Source organism: Ensifer oleiphilus, from assembly GCF_013371465.1.
Taxonomy (GTDB): domain Bacteria; phylum Pseudomonadota; class Alphaproteobacteria; order Rhizobiales; family Rhizobiaceae; genus Ensifer; species Ensifer oleiphilus.
In genome coordinates, this window is record NZ_JABWDU010000004.1 from 92,559 (window position 1) to 118,709 (window position 26,151).

At 63.3% G+C, this 26,151-nt stretch carries 15 protein-coding genes; 8 read left to right on the forward strand and 7 right to left on the reverse strand.

The window, feature by feature from the left end; genetic code table 11:
• The first annotated feature begins 361 nt into the window (after positions 1-361).
• Both ndvB and HT585_RS18055 read left to right on the forward strand, forming a co-directional pair.
• On the forward strand, positions 362-8,977 hold the full coding sequence (gene ndvB, locus HT585_RS18050; RefSeq protein ID WP_176354295.1) for a cyclic beta-(1,2)-glucan synthase: 8,616 nt from the start codon (positions 362-364) through the stop codon (positions 8,975-8,977).
• 205 nt (positions 8,978-9,182) lie between these two features.
• Positions 9,183-10,340 carry an OpgC family protein gene (locus HT585_RS18055; protein ID WP_176354296.1) on the forward strand — a complete coding sequence of 386 codons (1,158 nt, stop codon included), beginning with the start codon at positions 9,183-9,185 and terminating at the stop codon, positions 10,338-10,340.
• A gap of 62 nt (positions 10,341-10,402) precedes the next feature.
• On the opposite strand, the gene HT585_RS18060 is transcribed toward HT585_RS18055, so the two are convergent.
• Entirely contained in the window at positions 10,403-12,160 is a 1,758-nt protein-coding gene (locus HT585_RS18060; RefSeq protein WP_176354297.1) for a glucan ABC transporter ATP-binding protein/ permease, read from the reverse strand.
• Between the two features lie 389 nt (positions 12,161-12,549).
• Between HT585_RS18060 and HT585_RS18065 the strand changes: the two genes are divergently transcribed.
• Together HT585_RS18065 and pyc are read left to right on the forward strand one after the other, a co-directional pair.
• On the forward strand, positions 12,550-13,290 hold the full coding sequence (locus HT585_RS18065) for a helix-turn-helix transcriptional regulator (RefSeq protein ID WP_077500898.1): 741 nt from the start codon (positions 12,550-12,552) through the stop codon (positions 13,288-13,290).
• A 115-nt stretch (positions 13,291-13,405) separates the two neighbouring features.
• The gene (gene pyc, locus HT585_RS18070; RefSeq protein WP_176354298.1) at positions 13,406-16,864 is read left to right on the forward strand and encodes a pyruvate carboxylase; all 3,459 of its coding nucleotides are present in this window, start codon (positions 13,406-13,408) and stop codon (positions 16,862-16,864) included.
• A gap of 108 nt (positions 16,865-16,972) precedes the next feature.
• Here pyc and HT585_RS18075 read toward each other — a convergent pair whose 3' ends face one another.
• The 3 genes from HT585_RS18075 to HT585_RS18085 form a co-directional block, all read right to left on the reverse strand.
• Positions 16,973-17,734, reverse strand: a complete 762-nt coding sequence (locus tag HT585_RS18075; protein WP_176354299.1) for an amino acid ABC transporter ATP-binding protein — start codon at positions 17,732-17,734, stop codon at positions 16,973-16,975.
• Positions 17,731-18,411, reverse strand: coding sequence for an amino acid ABC transporter permease (locus tag HT585_RS18080; protein ID WP_176354300.1), 681 nt, complete (start codon positions 18,409-18,411; stop codon positions 17,731-17,733). Before HT585_RS18080 ends, HT585_RS18075 begins: the two co-directional genes overlap by 4 nt.
• A gap of 106 nt (positions 18,412-18,517) precedes the next feature.
• Positions 18,518-19,291 carry an amino acid ABC transporter substrate-binding protein gene (locus HT585_RS18085; protein ID WP_176354301.1) on the reverse strand — a complete coding sequence of 258 codons (774 nt, stop codon included), beginning with the start codon at positions 19,289-19,291 and terminating at the stop codon, positions 18,518-18,520.
• Between the two features lie 272 nt (positions 19,292-19,563).
• On the opposite strand from HT585_RS18085, the gene HT585_RS18090 reads away from it, so the two are divergent.
• The 4 genes from HT585_RS18090 (at position 19,564) to ispG (ending at position 23,389) form a co-directional block, all read left to right on the forward strand.
• On the forward strand, positions 19,564-20,346 hold the full coding sequence (locus tag HT585_RS18090) for a DeoR/GlpR family DNA-binding transcription regulator (RefSeq protein ID WP_176354302.1): 783 nt from the start codon (positions 19,564-19,566) through the stop codon (positions 20,344-20,346).
• Positions 20,343-20,729, forward strand: a complete 387-nt coding sequence (locus HT585_RS18095; RefSeq protein WP_176354303.1) for a VOC family protein — start codon at positions 20,343-20,345, stop codon at positions 20,727-20,729. The genes HT585_RS18090 and HT585_RS18095 overlap by 4 nt, the downstream gene beginning before the upstream one ends.
• Positions 20,730-20,761: 32 nt before the next feature.
• On the forward strand, positions 20,762-21,946 hold the full coding sequence (locus HT585_RS18100; RefSeq protein ID WP_176354304.1) for an MFS transporter: 1,185 nt from the start codon (positions 20,762-20,764) through the stop codon (positions 21,944-21,946).
• Positions 21,947-22,135: 189 nt separating this feature from the next.
• Positions 22,136-23,389, forward strand: a complete 1,254-nt coding sequence (gene ispG, locus HT585_RS18105; RefSeq protein ID WP_176354305.1) for a flavodoxin-dependent (E)-4-hydroxy-3-methylbut-2-enyl-diphosphate synthase — start codon at positions 22,136-22,138, stop codon at positions 23,387-23,389.
• Positions 23,390-23,446: 57 nt separating this feature from the next.
• On the opposite strand, the gene HT585_RS18110 is transcribed toward ispG, so the two are convergent.
• The 3 genes from HT585_RS18110 to HT585_RS18120 all read right to left on the reverse strand — a co-directional run bounded on the left by HT585_RS18110 (position 23,447) and on the right by HT585_RS18120 (position 26,145).
• A complete protein-coding gene (locus HT585_RS18110) occupies positions 23,447-24,088 on the reverse strand; it encodes a LysE family translocator (protein WP_176354306.1) in 642 nt (213 codons plus the stop codon).
• A gap of 83 nt (positions 24,089-24,171) precedes the next feature.
• Complete coding sequence (gene hisC, locus HT585_RS18115) at positions 24,172-25,227, reverse strand: histidinol-phosphate transaminase (RefSeq protein ID WP_176354307.1); 1,056 nt, start codon at positions 25,225-25,227, stop codon at positions 24,172-24,174.
• A gap of 3 nt (positions 25,228-25,230) precedes the next feature.
• Complete coding sequence (locus HT585_RS18120; protein WP_176354308.1) at positions 25,231-26,145, reverse strand: polyprenyl synthetase family protein; 915 nt, start codon at positions 26,143-26,145, stop codon at positions 25,231-25,233.
• Positions 26,146-26,151: the final 6 nt, after the last annotated feature.

Here is a 26,151-nt window from a genome sequence, read left to right on the forward strand (position 1 = left end):
CTCGATCCTGTTTCGATCGATGGCCCGGAACCTTCCTTGCGCCCTCGGCGTTTGGCGACGGACTGCTACCCAGAGATGCGCGGGGAAGGGGCAAAGTTGAGCGATAGATTTGAGGGGGCCATCGGCGGGTGTGGGCGCTTCCGTCTTCGCCCGATGGGCGTGTGCGCAATTCGTTCAAACTTGCGCCGCCGATCCTTGCAAGCTGTTGGCAGCACGGCTAAAAAATGCCACTTTCATGCATCACGCGGCCTTGAAAACCAATGCGCCGCCGGCTTTGCTTTCTCCGATGCCCAGTTCGAGGGCGGCGCCAGTTTCCGCCAGTTTCCGGTTATCCGGAAAATGACGGCGGATGGGAGGACACATGACCGTGTCTAGCAACGCGCCGGCCAAGCCTGGAACCTCAGGACCGCAGCCAACCCGGCACAACAACGAGAGCCGGGCCGATCAACCCCGGTTGGATTCAGAACCAGCACCCATGCCCCTTCATAACACGCCGTCCTCATCTTCTCGCGAACCGGAAGCGAAACAGATCGATTACAACGATTCGATCCGCTCGACCTTTTTCTCGATGGAGGATTTGCGGCAATGCGGCGAGACCCTTGCGCTCAAGGGCGCACCGTCCCTGCCGGGCTTCTTCCCGTTCGAATTTCGTCCGCGCCACCGCGAGAATGAAAACGAAATTCTGAGGGTGTATCGGGCGACGGCGGCCGACGTCGAAGCGGGGGCGTCGATCACGCCGGCCGCCGAATGGCTGCTCGACAACCATCACGTGGTCGAGGAAGCCATCCAGGAAGTCCGTCGCGACTTCCCGCGCAAGTTCTATCGCCAGCTGCCGACGCTGTCGGTTTCCGGAACCGTCATTCCGCGCACCATGGCGCTTGCCTGGCTGTATGTCGCCCATACGCACAGCACGGTCTCGCGGGAAAGCATCACCGCGATGGTCGAGGGCTTCCAGAAGCACGACACATTCAAGATCGGCGAATTGTGGGCGTTGCCCTCGATCCTGCGCTTCGTTCTCATCGAAAATCTCAGGCGCATCGCCATCCGCGTCGAGCGCTCGCGCGGCATGCGGCGCAAGGCGAACGACATCGCCGACCAGATCATCCGGCACAACGACCCGGAAAAGTGCCGGGCGCTGCTTGCCGAATCCCAGGCGCTTGCGGCCGACAATACCTTCGTTGCCCAGCTGCTCTACCGCATGCGCGATGGCTCGCAGACCTCCGGCTCTGTTATCGCCTGGATCGAGGAACAGCTCGAGAAGCGCGGCAGCGACGTCGAGGACGCGCTGGTCGCCGAGCAGAACCGCCTGTCGTCCGGCAATGCGACGATGAGCAACATCATTCGCAGCCTGCGCGAGATCGACGACACGGACTGGGCCGTGTGGTTCGAAAGCGTCAGCAAGATCGATGCGGCGCTGCGCGACGGCTCCGACTATGCGGCGCTCGAATTCGGCTCGCGCAACAAGTACCGCGATACGATCGAAAAGCTGGCGCGCCGCTCCGGCCACAGCGAATACGAAGTCACCCAGATCGCCATCGAGATGGTGAAGGAGGCGGAAGCCGCCGCCGCCGTCGAGCCGCAGCTTCAGGAGCCGAACGTCGGCTCCTTCCTCGTCGGCAAGCAGCGCAAGGCGCTGGAGCAGAAGATCGGCTACCGCCCGTCCCTGCTGCAGAGCATCATCCGCCTCAGCCGCAAGCTCGACTGGTTCGCGATCGCCGGGCCGAACATCCTGTTGACGATTCTGGCGATGTTTGCCGTCTATTCCTTCGTCAGCCCGATGGATATTCCGAACGGCGCCAAGCTGATCATGCTCTTGCTGTTTGCGCTGCCGGCATCCGAAGGCGCAATGGGCCTGTTCAACACGTTGGTCACGCTCTTCGTCAAACCGTCGCGGCTGGTCGGCTACGAGTTTCTCGAGGGCGTTCCGGAATATGCCCGCACGCTCGTGGTCGTGCCCTGCCTGATCTCCAAGCGCGATCATGTCGACGAACTTGTGCGCAATCTCGAGGTTCACTACCTCGCCAACCCGCGTGGCGAGATCTATTTTGCGCTGCTCAGCGACTGGGTCGACAGCAAGTTCGAGGAAACCTCGGCCGATACCGACGTTCTCGACTATGCCCGGCGCGAGGTTGCCGAGCTTTCGGCGCGGTACGCCTATGACGGCAAGACCCGCTTCTACCTCCTGCACCGCCGTCGCCTCTTCAACGAGGCGGAAGGCGTGTGGATGGGCTGGGAGCGCAAGCGCGGCAAGCTGCATGAGCTGAACCTGCTCTTGCGCGGCGATCGCGACACCTCGTTCCTCCAGGGCGCCAACACCGTGCCGGACAACGTCCAGTACGTCATGACGCTCGATGCCGACACCCGCCTGATGCGCGATGCGGTAACGAAGCTCGTCGGCAAGATGTACCACCCGATCAACCGCCCGATCGTCGACCCGCAGACGCAGAAGGTGATCGCCGGCTACAGCCTGCTGCAGCCGCGCGTGACGCCGTCACTGACGACAGGCAGTGAAGCTTCTGCCTTCCAGCGCATCTTCTCGGCCAACCGCGGCATCGACCCCTACGTCTTCACCGTTTCCGACGTCTACCAGGACATCGCCGGCGAGGGCAGCTTCACCGGCAAGGGCCTCTATCACGTCGATGCCTTCGAGGCCGCGCTCAAGGGCCGGATCGAGGAAAACGCCGTTCTCAGCCACGACCTGCTCGAAGGCTCCTACGTGCGCTGCGCGCTCGTGACCGATGTCGAGCTGGTCGAGGATTTCCCGACCCGCTACGAGGTCGAGATGTCGCGCCAGCATCGCTGGGCCCGCGGCGACTGGCAGCTTTTGCCCTATATCTTCAATCCGTCGAACGGCCTGTCGATGCTCGGCCGCTGGAAGATGTACGACAACCTGCGCCGCTCGTTGATCCCCTGCGCCTGGCTCGTGGCTTCCGTCATGGGCTGGTACTACATGCAGCCGACCGAGGCGCTTATCTGGCAGATCGTGCTGATCTTCAGCCTGTTCGTCGCCCCGACGTTGTCGCTGATCAACGGCCTTTTGCCGCGCCGCAACGACATCGTCGCGCGCGCCCATCTCCATGCGGTGCTGACGGAAGTTCGCGCCGCCAATGCCCAGGTAGCCCTTCGCATCGTCTTCATCGCCCACGGCGCGGCGATGATGGGCGACGCCATCGTTCGCTCGCTCTACCGCACCTTTGTCAGCCGCAAGCTGATGCTGGAATGGCGCACTGCCGCTCAGGTGCAAAGTGCGGGACACGGAAGCATCGGCGACTACTACAAGGCGATGTGGATTGCGCCGGCGCTGTCGGCGGTTTCGTTGGCGCTTGCGGCCATTTCCGATACCGGCCTGCCCTTCATCGGCATTCCCTTTGCCCTGCTCTGGGCGCTGTCTCCCGCCGTCGCCTGGTTCGTCAGCCAATCGGCCGAGACCGAGGACCAGCTGGTCGTTTCCGATGAGGCGATCGAGGAAATGCGCCTGATCGCCCGGCGCACCTGGCGGTACTTCGAAACCTTCGTGACGGCCGAGCAGAACTTTCTGCCGCCGGACAATTTCCAGGAAACACCGCAGCCGGTGCTGGCCGAGCGCACGTCCCCGACCAATATCGGCGTCTACCTGCTTTCGGTGATGTCGGCCCGCGACTTCGGCTGGATCGGCTTCGAAGAGACGATCAACCGTCTGGAGCAGACGATCGCGACCATCGACCGCATGCCGAAATATCGCGGCCACTTGTTTAACTGGTATCGCACCAACACGCTTGAAACCATGGAGCCGCGCTACATCTCGTCGGTCGACAGCGGCAACCTTGCCGGCCACCTGATCGCCGTGTCGTCCATGTGTCGGGAATGGGCCGAAGCGCCGTCGGCGCATGTCCAGGGCAGTCTCGACGGTATCGGCGACGTGGTCGCGATCCTTGCCGAAGTGCTGAAGGAACTGCCGGATGATCGCAAGACCGTCCGCCCGCTGCGCCGGCTCATCGAGGAGCGCATCGTCGGCTTCCAGAACGCGTTGGCTGCCGTCAAGCGCGAGCATGAATTCGCATCGATCCGGGTGATCAACCTCGCCGTTCTGGCGCGCGACATGCACAAGCTGACCGTCAACCTCGACCATGAGGTGCGCACGGGCCAGAGCAGCGAAGTGACGAAGTGGGCAAACGCGCTCGTCGCCACCTGCGAGGCGCATATCGCCGACGGCGTGTTCGACCTCGGCGCCATCGAAGCGCTGCGCCAGCGGTTGGTGGTTCTGAAGGACCGCGCCCGCGACATCGCTTTCTCGATGGATTTCGGCTTCCTGTTCCGGCCGGAACGCCGCCTACTTTCGATCGGTTTCCGCGTCAACGCCAACGAGCTCGACGAGGCCTGCTACGATCTTCTGGCGTCGGAAGCGCGCCTGACGAGCCTGTTTGCCATCGCCAAGGGCGACCTGCCGACCGAACATTGGTACAAGCTCGGCCGCCCGATCGTGCCGATCGGCGCGCGCGGCGCTCTGATCTCCTGGTCCGGCTCGATGTTCGAATATCTGATGCCGCCCCTGGTCATGCAGGAGCGCCAGGGCGGCATCCTGAACCAGACCAACAATCTGGTGGTCAAGGAGCAGATCAATCACGGTCGCCGCCTCGGGACGCCGTGGGGCATTTCGGAAGCGGCCTTCAATGCCCGCGACCATGAACTGACCTACCAGTACACCAACTTCGGCGTGCCGACGCTCGGCCTCAAGCGTGGCCTTGGCCAGAACGCCGTCATCGCCCCCTATGCCTCGATCCTTGCCTGCATGTATGATCCGAAGGCGGCGCTCGCCAATCTCGGCCGTCTGCGCGAAGTCGGTGCGCTCGGCGTCTACGGCTTCCACGATGCCGTCGACTTCACACCGACGCGCGTGCCCGAGGGGCAGAAATGCGCCGTCGTTCGCAACTACTATGCCCACCACCATGGTATGTCGATTGCAGCCGTCGCCAATGTCGTCTTCACCGGCAAGCTCAGGGAATGGTTCCACGCTGATCCGGTGATCGAAGCCGCCGAACTGCTGCTGCAGGAAAAGGCGCCGCGCGACATTCCGATCATGAACGCCAAGCGCGAGCCGGAATCGCTCGGCAAGGGACAGGACGACCTGTTGCGTCCGGAAGTGCGGGTCATCGAGAACCCGCTCGCCCAGGACCGCGAAACCGTGTTCCTGTCGAACGGCCACTATGCCGTGATGCTGACGGCAACCGGTGCCGGTTATGCCCGCTGGAACGGCCAGTCGGTCACCCGCTGGAAGCCGGACCCGGTCGAGGACCGCACGGGCACCTTCATCTTCCTGCGCGATACGACGACGGGCGACTGGTGGTCGGCGACAGCGGAGCCGCGGCGTGCCGTCGGCGAAAAGGTGCAGACCCGGTTCGGCGACGACAAGGCCGAATTCGTCAAGACCGTCGGCGATCTCATCAGCGAGGTGGAGTGCATCGTCGCCACCGAACACGATGCCGAAGGCCGCCGCGTCATCCTGCTCAACACGGGAACGCAGGACCGCTTCGTCGAGGTGACCTCCTACGCAGAGCCGGTGCTTTCGACCGACGAGGCCGACAGCGCGCATCCTGCCTTCTCCAAGATGTTCGTACGCACGGAAATCAGCCGCCGCGGCGACGTCATCCATGTCAGCCGCAACAAGCGCAGCGCCAGTGATCCGGATATGGAAGTGGCGCATCTCGTCACCGACAATGCCGGCAGCGACCGTCCGACCGAGGCCGAGACCGATCGTCGCCGCTTCATCGGCCAGGGACGCACGCTTGCCGAGGCTGCCGCCTTCGACACGGACGCGGTGCTTTCCGGAACCGATGGCTATACGCTCGATCCGATCATGTCGCTGCGCCGTGTCGTTCGGGTTCCGGCCGGCAAGAAGGTCAGCGTCGTCTTCTGGACGATCGCGGCCCCGAACCGCGAAGCGGTCGACCGTGCCATCGACCGCTACCGGCACACGGAAACCTTCAATCACGAGCTGATTCATGCCTGGACGCGCAGCCAGGTGCAGATGCGCCATGTCGGCGTGACCTCCCAGGAGGCGGCAAGCTTCCAGATGCTCGGGCGTTATCTCGTCTATCCCGACATGCACCTGCGCGCCGATACCGCAACGGTTCAGGCGGGGCTGGCATCGCAGTCGACACTTTGGCCGCTGGCGATCTCAGGCGACTTCCCGATCTTCTGCCTGCGCATCAATGACGACGGCGACCTCGGCATTGCCCGTGAAGCCCTCAGGGCGCAGGAATATCTGCGTGCGCGCGGCATCACCGCCGACCTGGTGATCATCAACGAGCGGGCCTCGTCCTATGCGCAGGACATGCAGCACGCGCTCGATTCCATGTGCGAGAACCTGAGGCTCCGAGGCCTTTCCGACGGGCCGCGCCAGCACATCTTCTCGGTGCGCCGCGACCTGATGGAGGCGGAGACCTGGTCGACGCTGCTGTCGGCTTCGCGCGCCGTCTTCCACGCTCGCAACGGCACGATCTCCGACCAGATCGCCCGCGCCAATTCGCTCTATTCCACGCCACCGGTTAAGGGCAGCGACAACAATGTCCCCATGCTGGCAGCGCCGCAGCAGCCGGCCGACGCCGTCGATGCGGAGATCGTCGGCGATGGTCTCGACTTCTGGAACGGCTATGGAGGCTTTGCCGAAGGCGGGCGCGAATATGTCGTGCGCCTGCGCGGCGGCGAGGCGACGCCTCAACCGTGGATCAACGTCATCTCCAACGAGCAGTTCGGCTTCCACGTCTCGGCCGAAGGCGCGGCCTTCACCTGGAGCCGCAATTCCCGCGACTACCAGCTGACGCCGTGGGCCAACGACGTGGTCGTCAACCGCCCGGGCGAGGCGATCTTTATTCGCGACATGGCGAGCGGCTCGGTGCTGACGCCTTACGCTGCCCTGTCACGTAGCCGGTCTGTCCTCTTCGAGACCCGTCATGGACTTGGCTATTCGACCTTCCGCAGCACCCAGGACGATTTCGATATCGAGGCGACGCACACGGTGCATCGGACCTTGCCGGCGAAGCTCGTGCGGATCTCGATCCGTAACCGCTCGACGGCTGCCCGCCAGCTCAAGATCTACGGCTTTGCCGAATGGGTGCTCGGCAACAACCGCGCCCGCATGGCGCCGTTCGTGCTGTCGAAATGGGACGAGGCTTCGGACGCGCTGGTTGCCACCAACCCCTACAGCATCGACTATTCCGGTCGTTCGGCCTTCTTTGCGGTCGAGGGCGGGGAAGGCGTGAGCCACACGGCAAGCCGCCGCGAGTTCCTTGGGCGGGTCGGCGGAATTCTGGTGCCGCAGGCGGTTCTTGCCGGTGCTGAGCTGTCCGGCTCGGTTGATGTCGACGGCGATGCCTGCGCGGCGCTTTCGACCGATCTCGTCATCGAGCCCGGTGCCGAAAAGCAACTCACCTTCATCCTCGGCGATGCCGACAATGACGAGCAGATGCGCTCGGTTCTTGGCGAGTTGCGTCAGACCGCGTTCGATACGGTCATAGACGCTGCGAAAACCTTCTGGAGCGAGTTTACCGATATCGTGAAGGTGGAAACGCCGGACAAGGCCTTCAACGCCATGATCAACAACTGGCTGCCCTATCAGAGCCTCGGTTGCCGGATCATGGCACGCTCGGCCTTCTACCAGGCGAGCGGCGCCTTCGGCTTCCGCGACCAGCTGCAGGACACGCTGGCGTTCCTCATCCATCGTCCGGAACTGGCGCGGGCGCAGATCCTCAATGCAGCTGCGCGGCAGTTCGTCGAGGGTGACGTGCAGCATTGGTGGCTGCCGGGCACCGGTGCCGGTGTGCGCACCATGATCTCGGACGACGTCGTCTGGCTTGCGCATGCCGTCACGCATTACTGCGAGGTGACGGGCAACGCCGACATTCTCGGTGAGAAGGTCGCCTTCATCACCGGCCCGGCGCTCGAGGAAGGCCAGCACGACAGCTTCTACAAGCCGGAGATCTCCGACGAGATCGCCGACGTCTACGAGCACTGTGCCCGGGCACTCGATCTCGCGATCAAGCGCAGCGGCGAAAACGGCCTGCCGCTCATTCTCGGCGGTGATTGGAACGACGGCATGAACCGGGTCGGCATCGCCGGCCGCGGCACCAGCGTCTGGCTCGGCTGGTTCCTGGCCGGCACGTTGCGCGGCTTCCTGCCTTTTGCCCGCGAGCGCAAGGACAAGGCGCGCGTCGGACAATGGGAGACGCATCTTCTTGCCTTGAAAAAGGTGCTGGATGAGGCCGGCTGGGATGGCGACTACTACCGTCGCGGCTATTACGACGACGGCGCGCCGCTCGGCTCGAGCGAAAGCGACGAATGCCGGATCGATTCGATCGGCCAGTCCTGGAGCGTTCTGTCGGGCGAAGGCGACGAGCAACGATCGCATCATGCGATGGATGCGGTCATGGCCGAGCTCGTCGACCCCGATCGTCGCATCGTCCGGCTGTTCACGCCGCCGCTCGAAAGAACCAGACAGGACCCGGGCTATATCAAGGCCTATCCGCCCGGCGTACGTGAAAACGGCGGGCAATATACCCACGCAGCGACCTGGGTGGCGCTGGCCTTTGCCGAACAGGGACGAGCCGAGGAAGCCTGGCGCGTCTTCCAGATGCTGAACCCGGTCTCACATGCGCAGAACCGCGAAGACGCCGATCATTATAGGGTTGAGCCCTATGTGGTTGCCGCCGATATCTACGGCGAAGGCGCGCTTGCCGGGCGCGGCGGCTGGACCTGGTATACCGGGTCGGCCGGCTGGCTCTACCGCGCCGGCGTCGAGGGTATTCTCGGCATTCGCCGGCAGGGAGAAAAGCTGGTGATCCGGCCGGTTCTGCCGGAGGCCTGGGACGGCTACTCGGCCGAAGTGACGCTCAACGGCGCGAAGCACAAGATTTCGGTCAGCAGAGATGCGAAAAGTCGCGAGCCGATCGTCAGCATCAATAATAGTGTCACAAAAAACGCGCATGAAGGCATTTTGCTGTAACTGCCGGCGCTGAATGAACGTTGAAACCGGCTTTGCACCCGAACGGGCAAGGCCGGTTTTTTCTTGCAGATTTGCCGGTGGCGCGAACCGTTTACGCATCGATCGACGGCATCGGAACATTCATCTGCTTTGGCGGCAGTGGACATTCCGGTGCCTGTTTCAACAGGGGTGGGGCAGGGGCGCCAGATCCCGGATACCAGACCGCATGCTGCAGAAGACATTTGGGGGCGGCCCGAACCTGACGATACCCGCCCGCATGGTTGCCAAGGAGCGCGACACGCGTCTCGACGTGTTGCGGGCGCTCTGCCTGCTGACGATCTTCGTCAACCACGTTCCCGGGCAATATCTCGAATATCTGACCCACAAGAACTTCGGCTTCTCCGATTCGGCCGAGGCTTTCGTCCTGATCTCCGGTCTCTCCGTCGGGCTTGCCTATGGCGGCAAGTTCGTCACCGGCGCGCGCCTGGCGCTGACGCTGAAGGTCTGGCGGCGGGCGCTGGCGCTCTATGTCGCCCACATCATGACCAGTATCGTCACCCTGGCGATCTTTGCCGGCGGCGCGCTCTATTTCGGCAGGCAGGACCTGATCGGCGAGATCAACATCCGGCCCTTCGTCGAGCAGACCGAACAGGGCATCGTGGCGATGGTGCTGCTCGGGCACCAGCTCGGCTACAACAACATCCTGTCGATGTATGCGGTGCTGTTCCTGATGTTGCCCGGCATTCTCTGGCTGAACAGCATCAGCAGCCGGCTGCTGCTGATCTGTTCCGCAGTGCTCTGGCTTGTGGCCGGGGTGTTCATGCTGGTGCCCTCCAACTTCCTCGACGAGGGCTATTGGTTCCTCAATCCGTGGTCCTGGCAGTTCCTCTTTGTCATCGGCATCGTCGCCATGACGGCGACCCGCAGGGGTGTGGTGCTGCCGCGAAGCCCGCTGCTGATCGCGATTGCTGCGATCTATCTTGTCGTTTCAGCATTGTGGGTGCTGTTCTCCTGGTGGAGCATCGACCTGTCCTTCGGCCTTCCTGCGGTGCTGACCGGCTTCGACAAGACCTTTCTGTCGCTGACGCGGCTGACGCACGTTCTGGCGCTCGCCTACCTCGTCGCGGTGCTTCCGGCCATCAATCGCCTCGCGAGGCTCGATGCCGATCATCCGCTGGCGATGCTCGGGCGCCACTCGCTGCCGATCTTCATCTTCGGCACCATCCTGGCAATGGTCGGTCAGGTCCTGTTGTTCGTGACCGGTCGCAACCCGATCGCCGGCACGCTCTTCGTCATCGTCGGCATCGGCCTGCACTTCGTCTACGGCTACTATCTGGAGTGGCTCAGGGGCCTCGCCAATGCCAAGCCGGTGCGGGCGACGTGAACGAAAAAAGCCCCGGAGACGATCCGGGGCTTTTGGCAGTGTAATCTCTATGAGGCGGCGGTTCAGGCTGCCGTGTGGCTCATGCGGACGTCTTCGTCCGTCAGGATGCCGCTGGCGCGCAGCAGGGCGGCGAAGCGGCCGTTGCTTGCGCTGAGCTCGTTGAAGCCGCCCATCTCGACGATCCGGCCCTGATCCATGAAGATCACCAGATCGGCCTCGCGCACCGTCGACAGGCGGTGGGCGATGATGAAGGTGGTGCGATCCTTGCGCAGCGCATCGATCGCGTCCTTCACCCGTGCCTCGGTCTCGACGTCGAGCGCGCTGGTCGCCTCGTCGAGCACCAGGATCGGTGCGTTCTTGAGGATGGCACGGGCGATCGCGACGCGCTGGCGCTCGCCGCCCGACAGGCGGTTGCCGCGCTCACCGACGACGGTATCATAGCCATTGTTGCGGCTCTCAATGAAGTCGCTGGCGGCAGCCGCTTCGGCAGCAGCCATGACTTCGTCGAGCGATGCGTCGTCACGGCCAAGCCGGATGTTCTCGCAAATCGAGCGGTTCATCAGGCCGGCGTCCTGGAAGACGGTGGCGATCGAGCGACGCAGCGACTTGCGCGTCACCTTGGCGATATCGACGCCGTCGATCAGGATCTGGCCGTCACGCGGCTCGTGGACGCGCTGAAGCAAGTTGACGAGCGTGGTCTTGCCGGCGCCGGTCGGGCCGACGATCGCGATCGTCTGGCCGGCCTTTGCCGTAAAGGATACGTTGCGCACGCCCTGGGTGGTGTTGGCGAAGTCGAAGGAGATATCGCGGAATTCCACTTCACCCTTGACCGTACCCAGCTCCATCGCGCCGGCCGGCTCTTCGCGTTCGCGTACCGAATCCTCAAGCTGGAAGAAGTCTTCAAGCTTGGCGCGGGCCTCGAAGATCTGCGTGACGAAGGCCTTCATCTGGTCGAGACGGCCGATCAGCAGGTTGGCAAAGCCGATGAAGGCAATGACTTCGCCGACGCGCAGTTCGCCGCGCTGGACCAGCACCGTGCCGATGACGAGGATCACCATCATCGAGATCGTCGAGGCGACGCGGTTTAGCGCGCTTGCCAGCGCCCACCAGTCGAGAACCGGGAACTGGGCCGAGATCAGGCGTTCGGTGAACTTCTTCAGTTCGCGGGTTTCGGCTTCGATGCGGTTGTAGCTGTGCACGACCGACACGTTGCTGATGGCGTCGGAAACGTGGGAGAAAACCGTGTGGTAGTGGTTCTCCACCGAGGCTTGGCCCTCCTTGGTGCGGTTCATCACCGCCTTGCTGACCAGGACGTAGGACACGCCGAGGACGACGAGCACCAGCGACAGTCGCACATCCATTGCAAAGGCAGTCGGGATCAGGAGGACGAGGGCGACAGCCGTCGCCAGGTGCTGGCGCATGAATTCGAGCCAGAGGCCGAACAGCGTTTCGCAGGCGCGAAGCAGCGTGTGCAGCGCGTTCGACGTGCCGCGCTGGCTGTGCCAGGAAAGCGGCATCGAAACGATGCGGCCGAAAGCTTCGGTCAAGAGCGTGGCGCGGCGGCCATGGGCCAGCCGATCGGCTTCGCGGGCAACGAGGACGAAGGCGACGGTGTTGAACACCCCGAGGCCTGCCCACATCAGCAGCATCGGCGTGACCGCGCCCTTGGAGGAAATGGCGTCGATGATGCGGCCGAACAGGATCGGCTCGGCAATCGTGATGACGGCGAGCACGACGTTGGCGAGCACGATCGCCGAGACACGGAACTTGTGAACCGCAAGATACTGGAGCGCTCTCGCATACACTTGGAACAATGACACTGTCTCACCCCTTCCGGGTACCGGATTGTGCGCCGCACCAAACATTCGTGCGGCAAATGCGTCACGCCTCAACAAACTCCGGCAGTCGGGCGTAAGGCTCGATTCTGCCGGCCGTCAAGGCCGCTGTGGGACGATCGTTGGCGATATCCTAGGGAAATCAGAAGCTTGAGACGGCTTTGACGGCGGAACCCCGTTTGCCCATCGGTGGGCTTGGTGCGGGTATTCATAGTTTGCTATCTTTTCCGTCCAATTCCGATTTCTTGCGATTTCCGCACAAGACCGGGCATGGTATGTCCAATTATCGCGGGTGCAACATGAATGGCCCCTGAACGGTTCATTCATGTCCGGTTTGCGGGCCCCGCACGCCTGCTCTACCTGGAAGGTGATCGATGAATATCACGCTGCTTGTGCAATTTCTTGCGCTGATCGAAGAGATGAAGACGCGCGAAGAAATCGTGCCGGAATTCGAACGGTTGCTCGACCGCTGCGGCTTCGACTTCTATGGTGTCGTCAGACAGCCGAAGCCTCACGAAAATCCGCTGAGGCTGCTGCTGGCCGGTCGCTGGCCCGAAGGCTGGCCACAGATCTACATCCGCAAGAAATATGTGGTGATCGATCCGACCATCCGCTACCTCGGCCACGCCCAGCGCGGTTTCCGCTGGCGCGACACGCTGTTTGCCTTCCGCTCCGATCCGCATCGCAAACGCATGGAAAGCATGATGATCGAGGGCCGCAACCATGGCCTTCACGATGGTTACATCTTTCCGGTGCATGGCCGCCGCGGCCTGCTGGGCAACCTGACGGTCGGCGGTCGCGTCGTCGACCTGAGCCCGATCGAGATCAGCCTGTTCGACCAGATTGCCAAGCGCCTGTTCTGGAAGCTGCTCGAATTGACCGACCCGGAGATTTCAGCGGAGCTCGCATCCCGCGTCGAAGTACAGATGACGCGGCGCGAAATGGAAGCGCTCAACTATCTCGCCGATGGCATGACCTCGAACGATATCAGCAAGGTGCTCGATATCTCCAGTCACACCGTCGATTGGTACATGAATGGCATCCAGGAGAAACTGAAGGGCAAGAACCGTCACCACGTCGTGGCGATTGCCTTCCGGCTAGGACTGATTTCCTGATCCAATTCTCTCGGATTTCCGCTCGACTCTGAAATTGCGCTTCATTCTGCGACCCGCTAATACTTCATTTCGCGGGTGCAGCATTTCCCGCGTTTCAAGTCTTGAGGAGTCCGACTTGCCCATCTCTAAGATCCTTGTTGCCAACCGTTCTGAAATTGCAATCCGCGTGTTTCGCGCGGCCAATGAACTAGGTCTGAAAACGGTCGCGATATGGGCTGAAGAGGACAAACTGGCGCTGCACCGCTTCAAGGCGGACGAAAGTTACCAGGTCGGCCGCGGCCCGCATCTGGCGCGCGACCTCGGTCCGATCGAAAGCTATCTGTCGATCGAGGAAGTCATCCGCGTCGCCAAGCTCTCCGGAGCCGATGCCATCCACCCTGGCTACGGGCTCCTGTCGGAAAGCCCCGAGTTTGCCGAGGCCTGCGCGGAGGCGGGTATCACCTTCATCGGCCCGAAGCCCGAAACCATGCGCCAGCTCGGCAACAAGGTGGCCGCCCGCAACCTGGCGATCTCGATCGGCGTCCCGGTGGTGCCGGCAACCGAACCGCTGCCCGACGACATGGCCGAAGTGGCCAAGATGGCCGAGGCGATCGGCTATCCGGTGATGCTGAAAGCCTCCTGGGGCGGCGGCGGGCGCGGCATGCGCGCCATCCGCGACCCGAAGGATCTCGCCCGCGAGGTGACGGAGGCCAAGCGCGAGGCCAAGGCCGCCTTCGGCAAGGACGAGGTCTATCTCGAAAAGCTGGTCGAGCGGGCACGCCACGTTGAGAGCCAGGTGCTCGGCGATACCCACGGCAATGTCGTTCATCTGTTCGAGCGAGACTGCTCGATCCAGCGGCGCAACCAGAAGGTCGTCGAACGCGCACCGGCGCCCTATCTCAGCGCCAGCCAGCGCGAGGAGCTTGCCGCCTATTCCAAGCGCATCGCCGAGGCGACGAACTATATCGGCGCCGGCACCGTCGAATATCTGATGGATGCCGACAGCGGCAAGTTCTACTTCATCGAGGTCAATCCCCGCATCCAGGTCGAGCACACGGTGACCGAGGTCGTCACCGGCATTGATATCGTCAAGGCGCAGATCCATATCCTCGACGGCTATGCTATCGGCACGCCGGAATCGGGCGTTCCCTCGCAGGAAAATATCCGCCTCAACGGTCACGCGCTGCAGTGCCGCATCACCACGGAAGATCCGGAACAGAACTTCATTCCGGACTATGGTCGCATCACCGCCTATCGCGGCGCCACCGGCTTCGGCATCCGTCTCGACGGCGGCACCGCCTATTCGGGCGCGGTCATCACCCGCTACTACGATCCGCTCTTGGAGAAGGTCACCGCCTGGGCGCCGAACCCTGATGAGGCGATCCAGCGGATGATCCGTGCGCTGCGCGAATTCCGCATCCGCGGCGTGGCGACGAACCTGACCTTCCTCGAAGCGATCATCAGCCACCCGAAGTTCCACGACAACACCTACACCACCCGCTTCATCGACACGACGCCGGAGCTGTTCCAGCAGGTGCGCCGCCAGGACCGCGCGACCAAGCTGCTCACCTACCTTGCCGACGTCACTGTCAACGGTCACCCGGAAGCCAAGGGTCGTCCGCGCCCGTCGGACGAGATCGCAGCCCCGGTCGTTCCGTTCATCGGCGGCGACATCAAGCCGGGCACCAAGCAGAAGCTCGACGAGCTCGGGCCGAAGAAATTTGCCGAATGGGTACGGGCGCAGCGCCAAGTGCTCATCACCGACACGACGATGCGCGATGGCCACCAGTCGCTGCTCGCCACCCGCATGCGCACCTACGACATCGCCCGTGTCGCCGGCACCTATGCGCGGGCGCTGCCCAACCTGTTCTCGCTCGAATGCTGGGGTGGCGCGACCTTCGACGTCTCGATGCGTTTCCTCACCGAAGATCCGTGGGACCGGCTGGCGCGCATCCGCGAGGACGCGCCGAACCTGCTCCTGCAGATGCTTCTGCGCGGCGCCAACGGCGTCGGCTACAAGAACTACCCTGATAACGTCGTCAAATACTTCGTGCGTCAGGCGGCACGGGGCGGCATCGACGTCTTCCGCGTGTTCGACTGCCTCAACTGGGTCGACAACATGCGCGTGTCGATGGAAGCCGTCGCCGAAGAGAACAAGATCTGCGAGGCGGCGATCTGCTATACCGGCGACATTCTCAATGCCGCCCGTCCGAAGTACGACCTCAAGTACTATACCGCGCTTGCCGCCGAGCTGGAAAAGGCCGGTGCCCACATCATCGCGGTCAAGGACATGGCCGGTCTGCTGAAGCCGGCGGCGGCTCGCGTTCTGTTCAAGGCGCTGCGTGAAGCGACCGACCTGCCGATCCACTTCCACACCCACGACACCTCGGGCATCGCCGCTGCAACCGTACTGGCGGCCGTCGATGCCGGCGTCGATGTCGTCGATGCGGCGATGGATTCGCTGTCCGGCAACACCTCGCAGCCCTGCCTCGGCTCGATCGTCGAGGCGCTTCGCGGCTCCGAGCGCGATCCGGGCCTCGATCCCCAATGGATCCGCCGTATCTCGTTCTACTGGGAAGCGGTGCGCCACCAGTACGCCGCCTTCGAAAGCGACCTCAAGGGTCCGGCGTCCGAAGTCTACCTGCATGAAATGCCGGGCGGCCAGTTCACCAACCTCAAGGAGCAGGCCCGCTCGCTCGGTCTCGAAACCCGCTGGCACGAGGTGGCGCAGGCCTATGCCGACGCCAACCAGATGTTCGGCGACATCGTCAAGGTGACGCCGTCCTCGAAGGTGGTCGGCGACATGGCGCTGATGATGGTCAGCCAGGACCTGACGGTTGCCGACGTCGAGAACCCTGCCAAGGACATCGCCTTTCCGGAATCGGTCGTGTCGATGCTGAAGGGCGATCTCGGTCAGCCCCCGGGCGGCTGGCCCGAAGCCCTGCAGAAGAAGGCGCTGAAGGGCGAAAAGGCCTATGTGGTGCGCCCCGGTTCGCTGCTCGAAGCCGCCGACCTCGATGCGGAGCGTAAAGTCATCGAAGAGAAGCTCGAGCGCGAGGTCAACGACTACGAGTTCGCCTCCTATCTGATGTATCCCAAGGTCTTCACTGACTACGCGCTGGCGGCCGAGACCTACGGCCCCGTCAGCGTGCTGCCGACGCCGGCCTATTTCTACGGCATGGCGCCGGGCGAGGAGCTGTTCGCCGACCTCGAAAAGGGCAAGACACTCGTCATTCTCAACCAGACCCAGGGCGAGATCGACGAGAAGGGCATGGTCAAGGTGTTCTTCGAACTCAACGGCCAGCCACGTCCGATCAAGGTTCCCGATCGCAACCGCGGTGCGTCCAGCGCCATCCGCCGCAAGGCGGAAGCCGGCAACGCCGCGCAACTCGGCGCGCCGATGCCGGGCGTGATCTCGACGGTCGCCGTCCATGCGGGCCAGGCGGTCAAGGCCGGCGACGTGCTCTTGTCGATCGAGGCGATGAAGATGGAAACGGCGCTGCACGCGGAGAAGGACGGCATGGTTGCCGAAGTTCTGGTGCGCGCGGGCGACCAGATCGATGCCAAGGACCTGCTGATCGTCTTTGGCGGCTGAGGTTTTCGGCGAGGCGAGACAGGTGCGGCCGGGCGCGAGTCCGGCCGTTTTTTATGGCGGAATGGAAGGGAACTCGCCCTCCATCCACCATGCCCCCTGAGGCGCAGCTCAGATATCGTAGCTGTGCGGCGCGCTCAGCGAGGCGATGAACTTCTTGGTGCGCTCGCGCTCGGGCGTCGAGAAGATCGTCTTCGGGGCGCCGCTTTCGACGATCACGCCGCCGTCGAGGAACACCACCTTGTCGGCGACGCGTGAGGCAAGCCGGAGGTCGTGCGTTGCCATCACCATCGTCGTGCCTTCGCGGGCAAGCCGGCTCAGCACTTCAACTACTTCTTCCGCCAGTTCCGGATCGAGAGCCGAGGTCGGTTCGTCGCAGAGAAGGACGCGTGGCGACGGGGCCAGCGCGCGGGCGATCGCCACGCGTTGCTGCTGGCCGCCGGAAAGTGTGGCTGGCCAGGCATCGGCCTTGTGCGCCATGCCGACCTTTTCGAGCAGTTCCATAGCGCGGGCGCGCGCCTTGTTGGCGGGCCATTTCAATACGGTGACCAGGCCTTCCATGACATTGCCGAGTGCGGTCTGGTGCGGGAAAAGCTGGAAATTCTGGAACACCATGCCGGTCTGGCGGCGCAGTCGCTGGATCGCCGGCCAGCCCGTCTTGCGTCCTGACTGAAACTCGATCTTGTCGTCGCCGAGCCGGATCGAGCCCGACGTCGGGATCTCCAGAAGGTTGATGCAGCGCAAAAGCGTGCTCTTGCCGCCGCCGGACGGGCCGACCAGCGCCGTCACCGTACCCTCCGCCAGCGTAACGGAGATATCCTTCAGCACGAGATTATCGCCGAAGCGCTTTTCGATATGGGAAAGCTCGATCATGTGCGCGCCTCCAGGAAGCCGCCATAACGGGCGAACCGGCGCTCCAGCCGCACCTGCAGGGCTGACAGTACCGAGCTCATGGCGAGATAGATCAGTGCCGCCTCGATATAGAGGATCAGCGGCTCGTAAGTGGTGGCGACGATGCGCTGAGCCGTCTGGAAGAGCTCGGGAACGGTGATGGCCGCGGCCAGCGACGTATCTTTTACCAGCGAGATGAAGGTGTTCGACAAAGGCGGCACGGCAACGCGGGCAGCCTGCGGCAGGATCGTGCGCCGCATCGCCTGGCTCCAGCTCATGCCGATGGAGTCGGCGGCTTCCCACTGCCCGCGTGGCACGGACGAAATCACCGCGCGGATGATTTCCGAGGTATAGGCGCCGACATTGAGCGTGAAGCCGATCAGGGCTGCCGGGAAGGCATCGAGCAGGATGCCCATGCTCGGCAGTCCGTAGAAGATCACGAACAACTGGACGAGCAACGGCGTGCCGCGGATCACCCAGACGTAGAAGCGAGCGATGGCGACGACGGGCGCCGGGCCGAACAGGCGGGCGATTGCCGTCGCGAGGCCCAGCGTCAGCCCGAGAATGAAGGAAAGCAGCGTTAGCGGGATGGTGAATGTCAGCCCGGCCCACAGCAGGGACGGCAGCGAATCCAGCATGAGTTGGAGCCAGGTGGGCAAGGGACAGCCTTTCGAAAAAGCGCGATCCGCTCCGGGGGCCGGAACGGATCGCTTTTCATAACCGAGAATGACCGGCGGAGAAACCGGCGCTGATCTCAGCGCGATGTTACTTCGACACGTCGGCGCCGAAGTACTTCTGCGAGATCTTCTCGTAGGTACCGTCTGCCTTGATGTCGACCAGTGCCTTGTTGATGGCTTCGAGCAGTTCCGGCTCATCCTTGCGGATGATGATGCCGGAATAATCGGCGTCGGCCTTCTCGGCGGCGATCTTCACGTTTGCATCCGGCTTCTGCTTCTTGAAGTCGAGGAAGGAGAGGCTGTCATTGATCGTGGCGTCGGCGCGGCCGGTGAGCACGAGCTGGATCGACTGGTCGAAGCCGTCGGTGCCGACAAGCTCGGCGCCGGAAGCCTGCGCCAGCTTGCCGAAGTTGCTCGTCAGCGATTGGGCGGACTTCTTGCCCTTGAGGTCGGCGAAGTCCTTGATCTCGGCATCGTCGCCCTTGACGATCAGGACGGCCTTGGAGGCGATGTAGGGCTCGGAGAAGTCATACTTCTTCTTGCGTTCCTCGGTGATGCCGACCTGGTTGATGACCGTGTCGTAGCGGTTCGCGTCGAGGCCGGCGATCAGGCCGTCCCACTTGCCTTCCAGGAACTCGGCCTTGACGCCCAGCTTCTCGGCGACAGCCTGGCCGATCTCGACGTCGAAGCCGACGAGCGCGCCCGACTTGTCGTGATAGGTGAAGGGCGCATAGGTGCCTTCGGTGCCGATCTTCAGCACGCCGGCGGATTTGATCTGGTCGAGGTTCTCACCAGCCTGGGCGGGCACGAGGGCGGCAACCTGCAGGAGGGCGGCGGTCAAGAGCGTGGGGAGGAGTTTCATCGTGTCTTTCCATCTTTCTGATGTTCCGGCCCGTCGTCCGGATTGAGGGGAGAATCGCACAAAAAAACCGGCACTTGAGCGCATAAAACTCCAATTCCTGAGCGTTTTGATGAAGATTTTTCCCCGTATCGGGAGAATTTTCATCCAAAATGCGCGCCTGTCGCCAAATCTGGCCGTTTTCGATTTTGTCGCATGAGTGCGGTTGAAATCGCTTTCAAAATTCGTTATGCACATTTCCATCGATTCATGCACGTTTATGCACGATTGGAAAAATGTCGACAGATCTGCTTCTTCGCGAACGCAAGACACTCATTCAGGAACGGCTGAAGAGCGACGGCCGGGTGCTGGCCGCCGACCTTGCCGCCGAGCTCCGGGTCTCCGAGGATACGATCCGCCGTGACCTGCGCGAGATGGCGGCAGCGGGCCTCTGCGAACGGGTCTATGGCGGGGCGCTGCCGTTAGCGCCGAGTTCGCTGTCCTTGAGCCAGCGTGTGGCCATGGCGCCTGAGCGCAAGGCAGCGCTTGCCCGGGCGTCGGTCGGCTTCATCGTGGCTGGAAGCACGGTCTTCCTCGACGCCGGCTCGGCCAACCTGGCGATCGCCCAGCTGATCGATCCGGAACTGAAGGCGACCATCGTCACCAACACGCCGCTGATTGCAGCTGCGCTGATGGAGAAGCCAGGCATCGACCTGATCCTGGTCGGCGGCCCGCTCAATCGCGCCGTCGGTGCGGCCGTCGGTGCGCGGGCGCAGCGCGATATCGAGCAGCTTCGACCTGATGTCTGCATCCTCGGAACCTGTGGCGCCGATACCGAGGCGGGCCTGACAGCGATCTATTTCGAAGATGCCGAGTTCAAGCGGCTGGTGGCATCGCGCAGCCGCGCCCTACTCGTCGCCGTCACCAACGACAAGCTCGGCATGGCTGCGTCCCATACGGTCGTCGGCATCGACCAGGTAACGACGCTGGTGCTGGAGGCCGATGCCCCGACGCACCAGGTTGCCGCCTTCGAGGCATCAGGAACGACCATTATTAAGGCGGAGGCAAGTGACCGATGAGCATCGCGCATGTGGCGCTTTGGACGCGGGACCTCGAGACGGTCGCGTCCTTCTGGTCGCGCTTTCTTGGAGCCAGCGTCGGCGAGATCTATGAAAGTCGCCGTCGGCCGGGCTTTCGCTCCCGCTTTCTGACGCTCGGCGAAGGGCCGGCCATCGAGATCATGGAGGGGCCCTGGGTGGCTCCGGCCGATCCCGAAGGCGTCGAACGTGCAGGCTTTGCCCATATCGCCGTTTCGCTCGGCAGGGAGGCGGCCGTCGACGCAATGGCGGCCCGGGCTGCGGCCGAGGGCATTCTGGTATCGCCGGCGCGGTGGACGGGAGACGGCTTCTACGAGGCGGTGCTTCGCGACCCCGACGGCAATCTGATCGAAATCACCATTTGAGCCGGCTGCTTCCGGCATAGAGGCATAGATCCATGGACCAACGTTCCGCTCCCACTGCCGTTCGGCAGGGTTACATGACCCGCAATCGGCTAGCCGTGTCGCTGCTGTTCCTGATGAACGGTTTCGTCACGGGAAGCTGGGCTCCCAAAATCCCGGAATTCAAGGATCGGTTGGGCATCAGCGAAAGCGTGCTCGGCCTGCTTATCCTGATGTTCGGCATCGGATCGCTGGTGCTGATGCCGATTGCCGGCGGCTTCATCGCCCGCGTCGGATCGCAGAAGGTGGTCAAGGTCACGGCCATCCTGTTGTCGCCGCTGCTCCTGCTTCTGACGCTGCTGCCGAATGTCTGGGCGGCGGCCGTCGGCATGTTCCTGCTCGGCGGTTTCGTCGGCGCGATGGACGTGGCGATGAATGCCAATGCGGTCGAGGTCGAAAAGTCGATGCGCCGCGCCATCATGTCCTCCTGCCACGCCTATTGGAGCCTCGGCGGCCTGATCGGCGCCGGCATCGGCGGCTTCCTGATGGCGCGCTTCGGCGTCCTTCCGCATGTCCTCGTCGTAACCGTGCTTTCGCTGACGGTCATTGCAATTGCCTGGCCGATGATCCTCGCCGACAAGCCGCATCCGGCGGCGACCAAGGAAAAACTGCGCCTGCCGATGACGCCGCTTCCCTGGCTGATCGGAATCATGGCGCTGTTTTCGATGGTCCCGGAGGGAACCGTTCTCGACTGGGGCGCGCTCTACCTGCGCAATGAACTCGGCGCTTCGGTCGAACTGTCGGGCTTCGGCTTTGCCGCCTTCTCGGCGACCATGGCGACGATGCGTTTTGCCGGAGACCATGTGCGCGATCGTTTCGGCGCCAAACGCACGCTGCGCATCTGCACGGTCACGGCTCTTGTCGGCATGGTGCTGGCGGGGCTCGCGCCCAATGCCTACGTCGCTATCCTCGGTTTTGCGATTGCCGGCATCGGCATCTCCAACATGGTGCCGATCGCGTTTTCCGCCGCCGGCAACATGCCGGGCCTGCAGCCGGGCATCGGCCTTTCGGTTGCAACCTTCATGGGCTATTCCGGCATGCTGTTTGCTCCGTCGCTGATCGGCTTCGTCGCCGAGCATACCGGCTTTGCCATCATCTTCGCCTCGGTGCCGGTGCTGTTCATCGTCGTGCTCATGCTGTCGCACCACGCGCATCACGCGGACCACGCAAAGGCGCATTGAGGCCGGGCACCTGCCATCAAATCGCCGTCAGGGCATGATGTCGCCGTTGACAACGATGCTTTCCTCATCCACCTGATGGACGAAAAGCGAGAGCGGGACAGAGAGAATCCAAGCGGTTTCAATCTGCATCCCGCGCTGAAACGACGAGACCGGGGCACGGGATGTGACCCGGGGGACCAAGAGGCCTTCATGTCTGCCGCCTTCGATTTTGATCCGCAGCCCCGCCGCGCGTCCGTCGCCGTCGATGTCGGCGGCGTCATAGTGGGCGGCGGAGCGCCGGTGGTCGTCCAGTCGATGACCAATACCGACACGGCCGATATCGATGGAACGGTGGCGCAGGTGGCCGCCCTGCACAAAGCGGGCTCCGAGCTGGTGCGCATCACCGTCGACCGCGACGAGAGTGCGGCGGCAGTACCGAAGATCCGCGAGCGGCTCGAGCGCCTTGGCCTCGACGTGCCGCTCGTTGGCGATTTTCATTATATCGGCCACAAGCTGCTGGCCGATCATCCGGCCTGCGCCGAAGCTTTGGCGAAGTACCGCATCAATCCGGGCAATGTCGGCTTCAAGGACAAGAAGGACAAGCAGTTCGCCGAAATCGTCGAGATGGCGATCCGCTACGACAAGCCGGTGCGCATCGGCGTCAATTGGGGCTCGCTCGACCAGGAGCTGTTGACGCGGCTGATGGACGAGAACCAGGCGAACGGCTTTCCGCTGACCGCCCAACAGGTGACGCGCGAGACGATCGTGCAGTCGGCGTTGCTGTCGGCCGAGCTTGCCGAAGACATCGGCCTTGCCCGCAACCGCATCATCCTCTCGGCCAAGGTTTCGGGCGTGCAGGACCTGATCGCCGTCTACGCCATGCTGTCGACGCGCTCCGACCATGCGCTGCATCTCGGCCTCACCGAAGCCGGCATGGGCACCAAGGGCATCGTCGCCTCTTCGGCCTCGCTCGGCATTCTCATGCAGCAGGGCATCGGCGACACCATCCGCATTTCGCTGACGCCGGAGCCGGGCGGCGACCGCACCCGCGAGGTGCAGGTGGCGCAGGAGCTGCTGCAGGTCATGGGCTTTCGCCAGTTCATTCCCGTCGTTGCCGCTTGTCCCGGATGCGGACGCACGACCTCGACGGTGTTTCAGGAACTGGCCCAGAAGATCCAGGACGACATTCGCCGCAACATGCCGGTCTGGCGCGAGAAATATCCGGGCGTCGAAGGCCTCAAGGTCGCGGTCATGGGCTGCATCGTCAACGGCCCCGGCGAAAGCAAACATGCCGATATCGGCATCTCGCTGCCGGGCACCGGCGAAACGCCGGCGGCCCCCGTTTTCATCGATGGCCAGAAGGCGATGACACTGCGCGGCCCCAACATTGCCGGCGATTTCGAGACGCTCGTTTCCGACTATATCGAGAAGCGTTACGGCCAGGGCCAGGCAGCGGCCGAGTAGGCGCTTTCGTCAGAACAACGCCAAGAGACATGTGAACGCATTCCGTCCGGAGTTGCGCTACAGCCGCGATGTCAGCAGCTTCAAGCCAGCAAAGGCGAAGAAGCCGGCCATCAGGCTTTCGATCAGCCGCTTCGATTTGAGATAGGCACGGTGCACCGGCGACAGCGAGAAGACGATCGCGAAGCCGCAGAACGTGATCAGGCCGAGGATCATGCAGCCGCCGATAAAGGTGGCGGTGACGCCGACGGGAGCGCCTTCGGGCATGCCGAGCGAGACCAACATGATCCAGGAGAAAATCGCCTTCGGATTGGTCAGGTGAATGCCGAGCCCCTTGAGGTAGAGCCGCTTCAGCGATGTCTGCGCCTTCGCCACGGCGACGATCTCGTTTCTGTCGCTTCGCATGGCTGCGCGCAGCGCATTATAGGCGAGCCAGAAGAGATAGCAGGCGCCTGCGATCTTGAGCACGATGATCGCGTGTCCATAGGCGCGGATCAGCGCCGAGAGGCCGGAAGCCGTCAGCATCGCCCAGGTATAGCTTCCGGTGAGAACGCCCAGGGCGAGCGCAAGGCCGGCCTTGCGGCCCTCACTAACCGAGGTGGTGATGATCGCGAGGATCGCCGGCCCGGGCGAAGCGGTCGCGATCAGATAGGCTGTCCAGGCGATAAGAAGCTGCGGCAGATAGGGCGTCGGGTCGAACATGCGAAAAGGCTCCAGCTCGTTCGCCGCAGGCTAGATCAGTTCATCGTCTGTTTGAAACGGCGAAATGTGACCGTGACAAGATCTCACAGGATCTCGTCGAGCGCCTCGATCAGCCGGGCGCATTCGGCGTCGGTGCCGATGGTGATGCGCAGGAAATCGGCGATCCGTGGCTTGGCGAAATGGCGCACGAGCACGGCACGCTCCCGTAGCGCCTGCATCAGCACTTCGCCGGAATGGCCGGGATGGCGGGCGAAGACGAAATTCGCCTGAGATGGAAGCACCTCGAAGCCGCGCTCGGTCAGCCGCTCGGTGAGGCGCTCACGCGATGCGATGATCTTCTGGCGGGTCGCCTCGAACCACGCTTCATCCTCGATCGCGGCGGTCGCTCCAGCCTGGGCCGGGCGGCCGAGGGGATAGGAATTAAAACTGTCCTTCACCCGCTCCAGCGCCTCGATCAGTGGCCGCTGGCCGATGGCGAAGCCGATGCGCAGGCCCGCAAGCGCGCGGGATTTGGAGAAGGTCTGCACGACCAGCAGGTTTTCGTATTTCGGCACCAGCGCGATCGCCGACTGGCCGCCGAAGTCGATATAGGCTTCGTCGACGACGACGGGCTGGTCCGGATGGGCGGCAACGAGCCGCTCGATCTCGGCAAGCGGCAGGCCGATGCCGGTTGGCGCATTCGGATTGGGCAGGATGATGGCGCCGCAGGGCCTGTCGTAGTCGGCAAGATCGATCCGGAACTGGGCGTCGAGCGGCACTTCCACGGCGTCGATCGCAAACAGCCGGGCATAGGTCGAGTAGAAGCTGTAGGAAATGTCCGGGTAGAGCAGCGGAGCGTCGTGCTTGAGCAGGCCGGCGAAGATGTGGGCGAGAACCTCGTCGGAACCGTTGCCGACAAAAACCTCTCCCGTTGTGAGGCCGTGACGGGCGGCGATGGTTTCACGCAGGCGAAGCGCCAGCGGATCCGGGTAGAGCCTGAGATCGGTATTGGCGGCGGCAGTGACGGCGCTCAGAACCTTGTCCGACGGGCCGTAGGGGCTCTCGTTGGTGTTGAGCTTGACGAGGTTTGCGATGCGCGGCTGTTCGCCCGGCACATAGGGCTTGAGCGTCGAAACGATGGGCGACCAGTATTTGCTCACGGTTCAATTCCTGCGATTGGCGATGAAGCGGGCGGTTTCGGCGAGGATCGACGAGCGGGCGCCATAGGGCTCAAGCAGCGCTTCAGCTTCCGCCACCAACTGCTCCAGCCGGCTTTCGGCCCAGGGCTGCCCGTGGAGGGCGACGAGCGTGCCCTTGCCGCGCGCGGCATCCTTGCCGGTTGCCTTGCCCATGGTCGCGGCGTCGGCCGTAAGATCCAGCAGGTCGTCGGCAAGCTGGAAGGCGAGGCCGATCTTTTCACCGAAGCTGCGCAGATGCTGACGATCGACGGGACCGGCGCCGGCGACGATCGCGCCCGCCTCACAGGCAAAGCGCAGCAGCGCGCCTGTTTTCATCGCCTGGAGGGTGACGATGCCGGCTTCATCGGGGGCGGCTTTTTCCGCCGCAAGGTCGAGCGCCTGCCCGCCCGCCATGCCGCCATGGCCGGCAGCGCGTGCTAGCGCCAAAACGAGTGCGGTCTTCTGCGCGTCGGCAAGCGGCGTTTCCGGCGAGGCGATGATATCGAAGGCGAAGGTGAGCAGGCTGTCACCGGCAAGGATCGCGGTTGCCTCGTCGAAGGCCTTGTGCACGGTCGGCTGGCCGCGGCGGATGTCGTCGTCGTCCATTGCCGGCAGGTCGTCGTGTACCAGCGAGTAGCAATGGATGCATTCGAGCGCCGCACCGACACGCAGTGCCGCCTCGACGCTGCCGCCGAGCAGGCTGGCGCATTCGATCACCAGAAACGGGCGCAGCCGCTTGCCGCCGTTGAGCACGCCGTGACGCATCGCGACGAGCAGGTTTTCAGGCCGCGCAATCTCGTCGGCTTCGACGCTCAACCCAAGCAAGCGTCCGAGCAGCGCCTCGATCGCAAGCGCATTGTGTTTCAGTCGGGTCTCGAAGGTCGCTGTTTCCTGTCTCATGCAGCG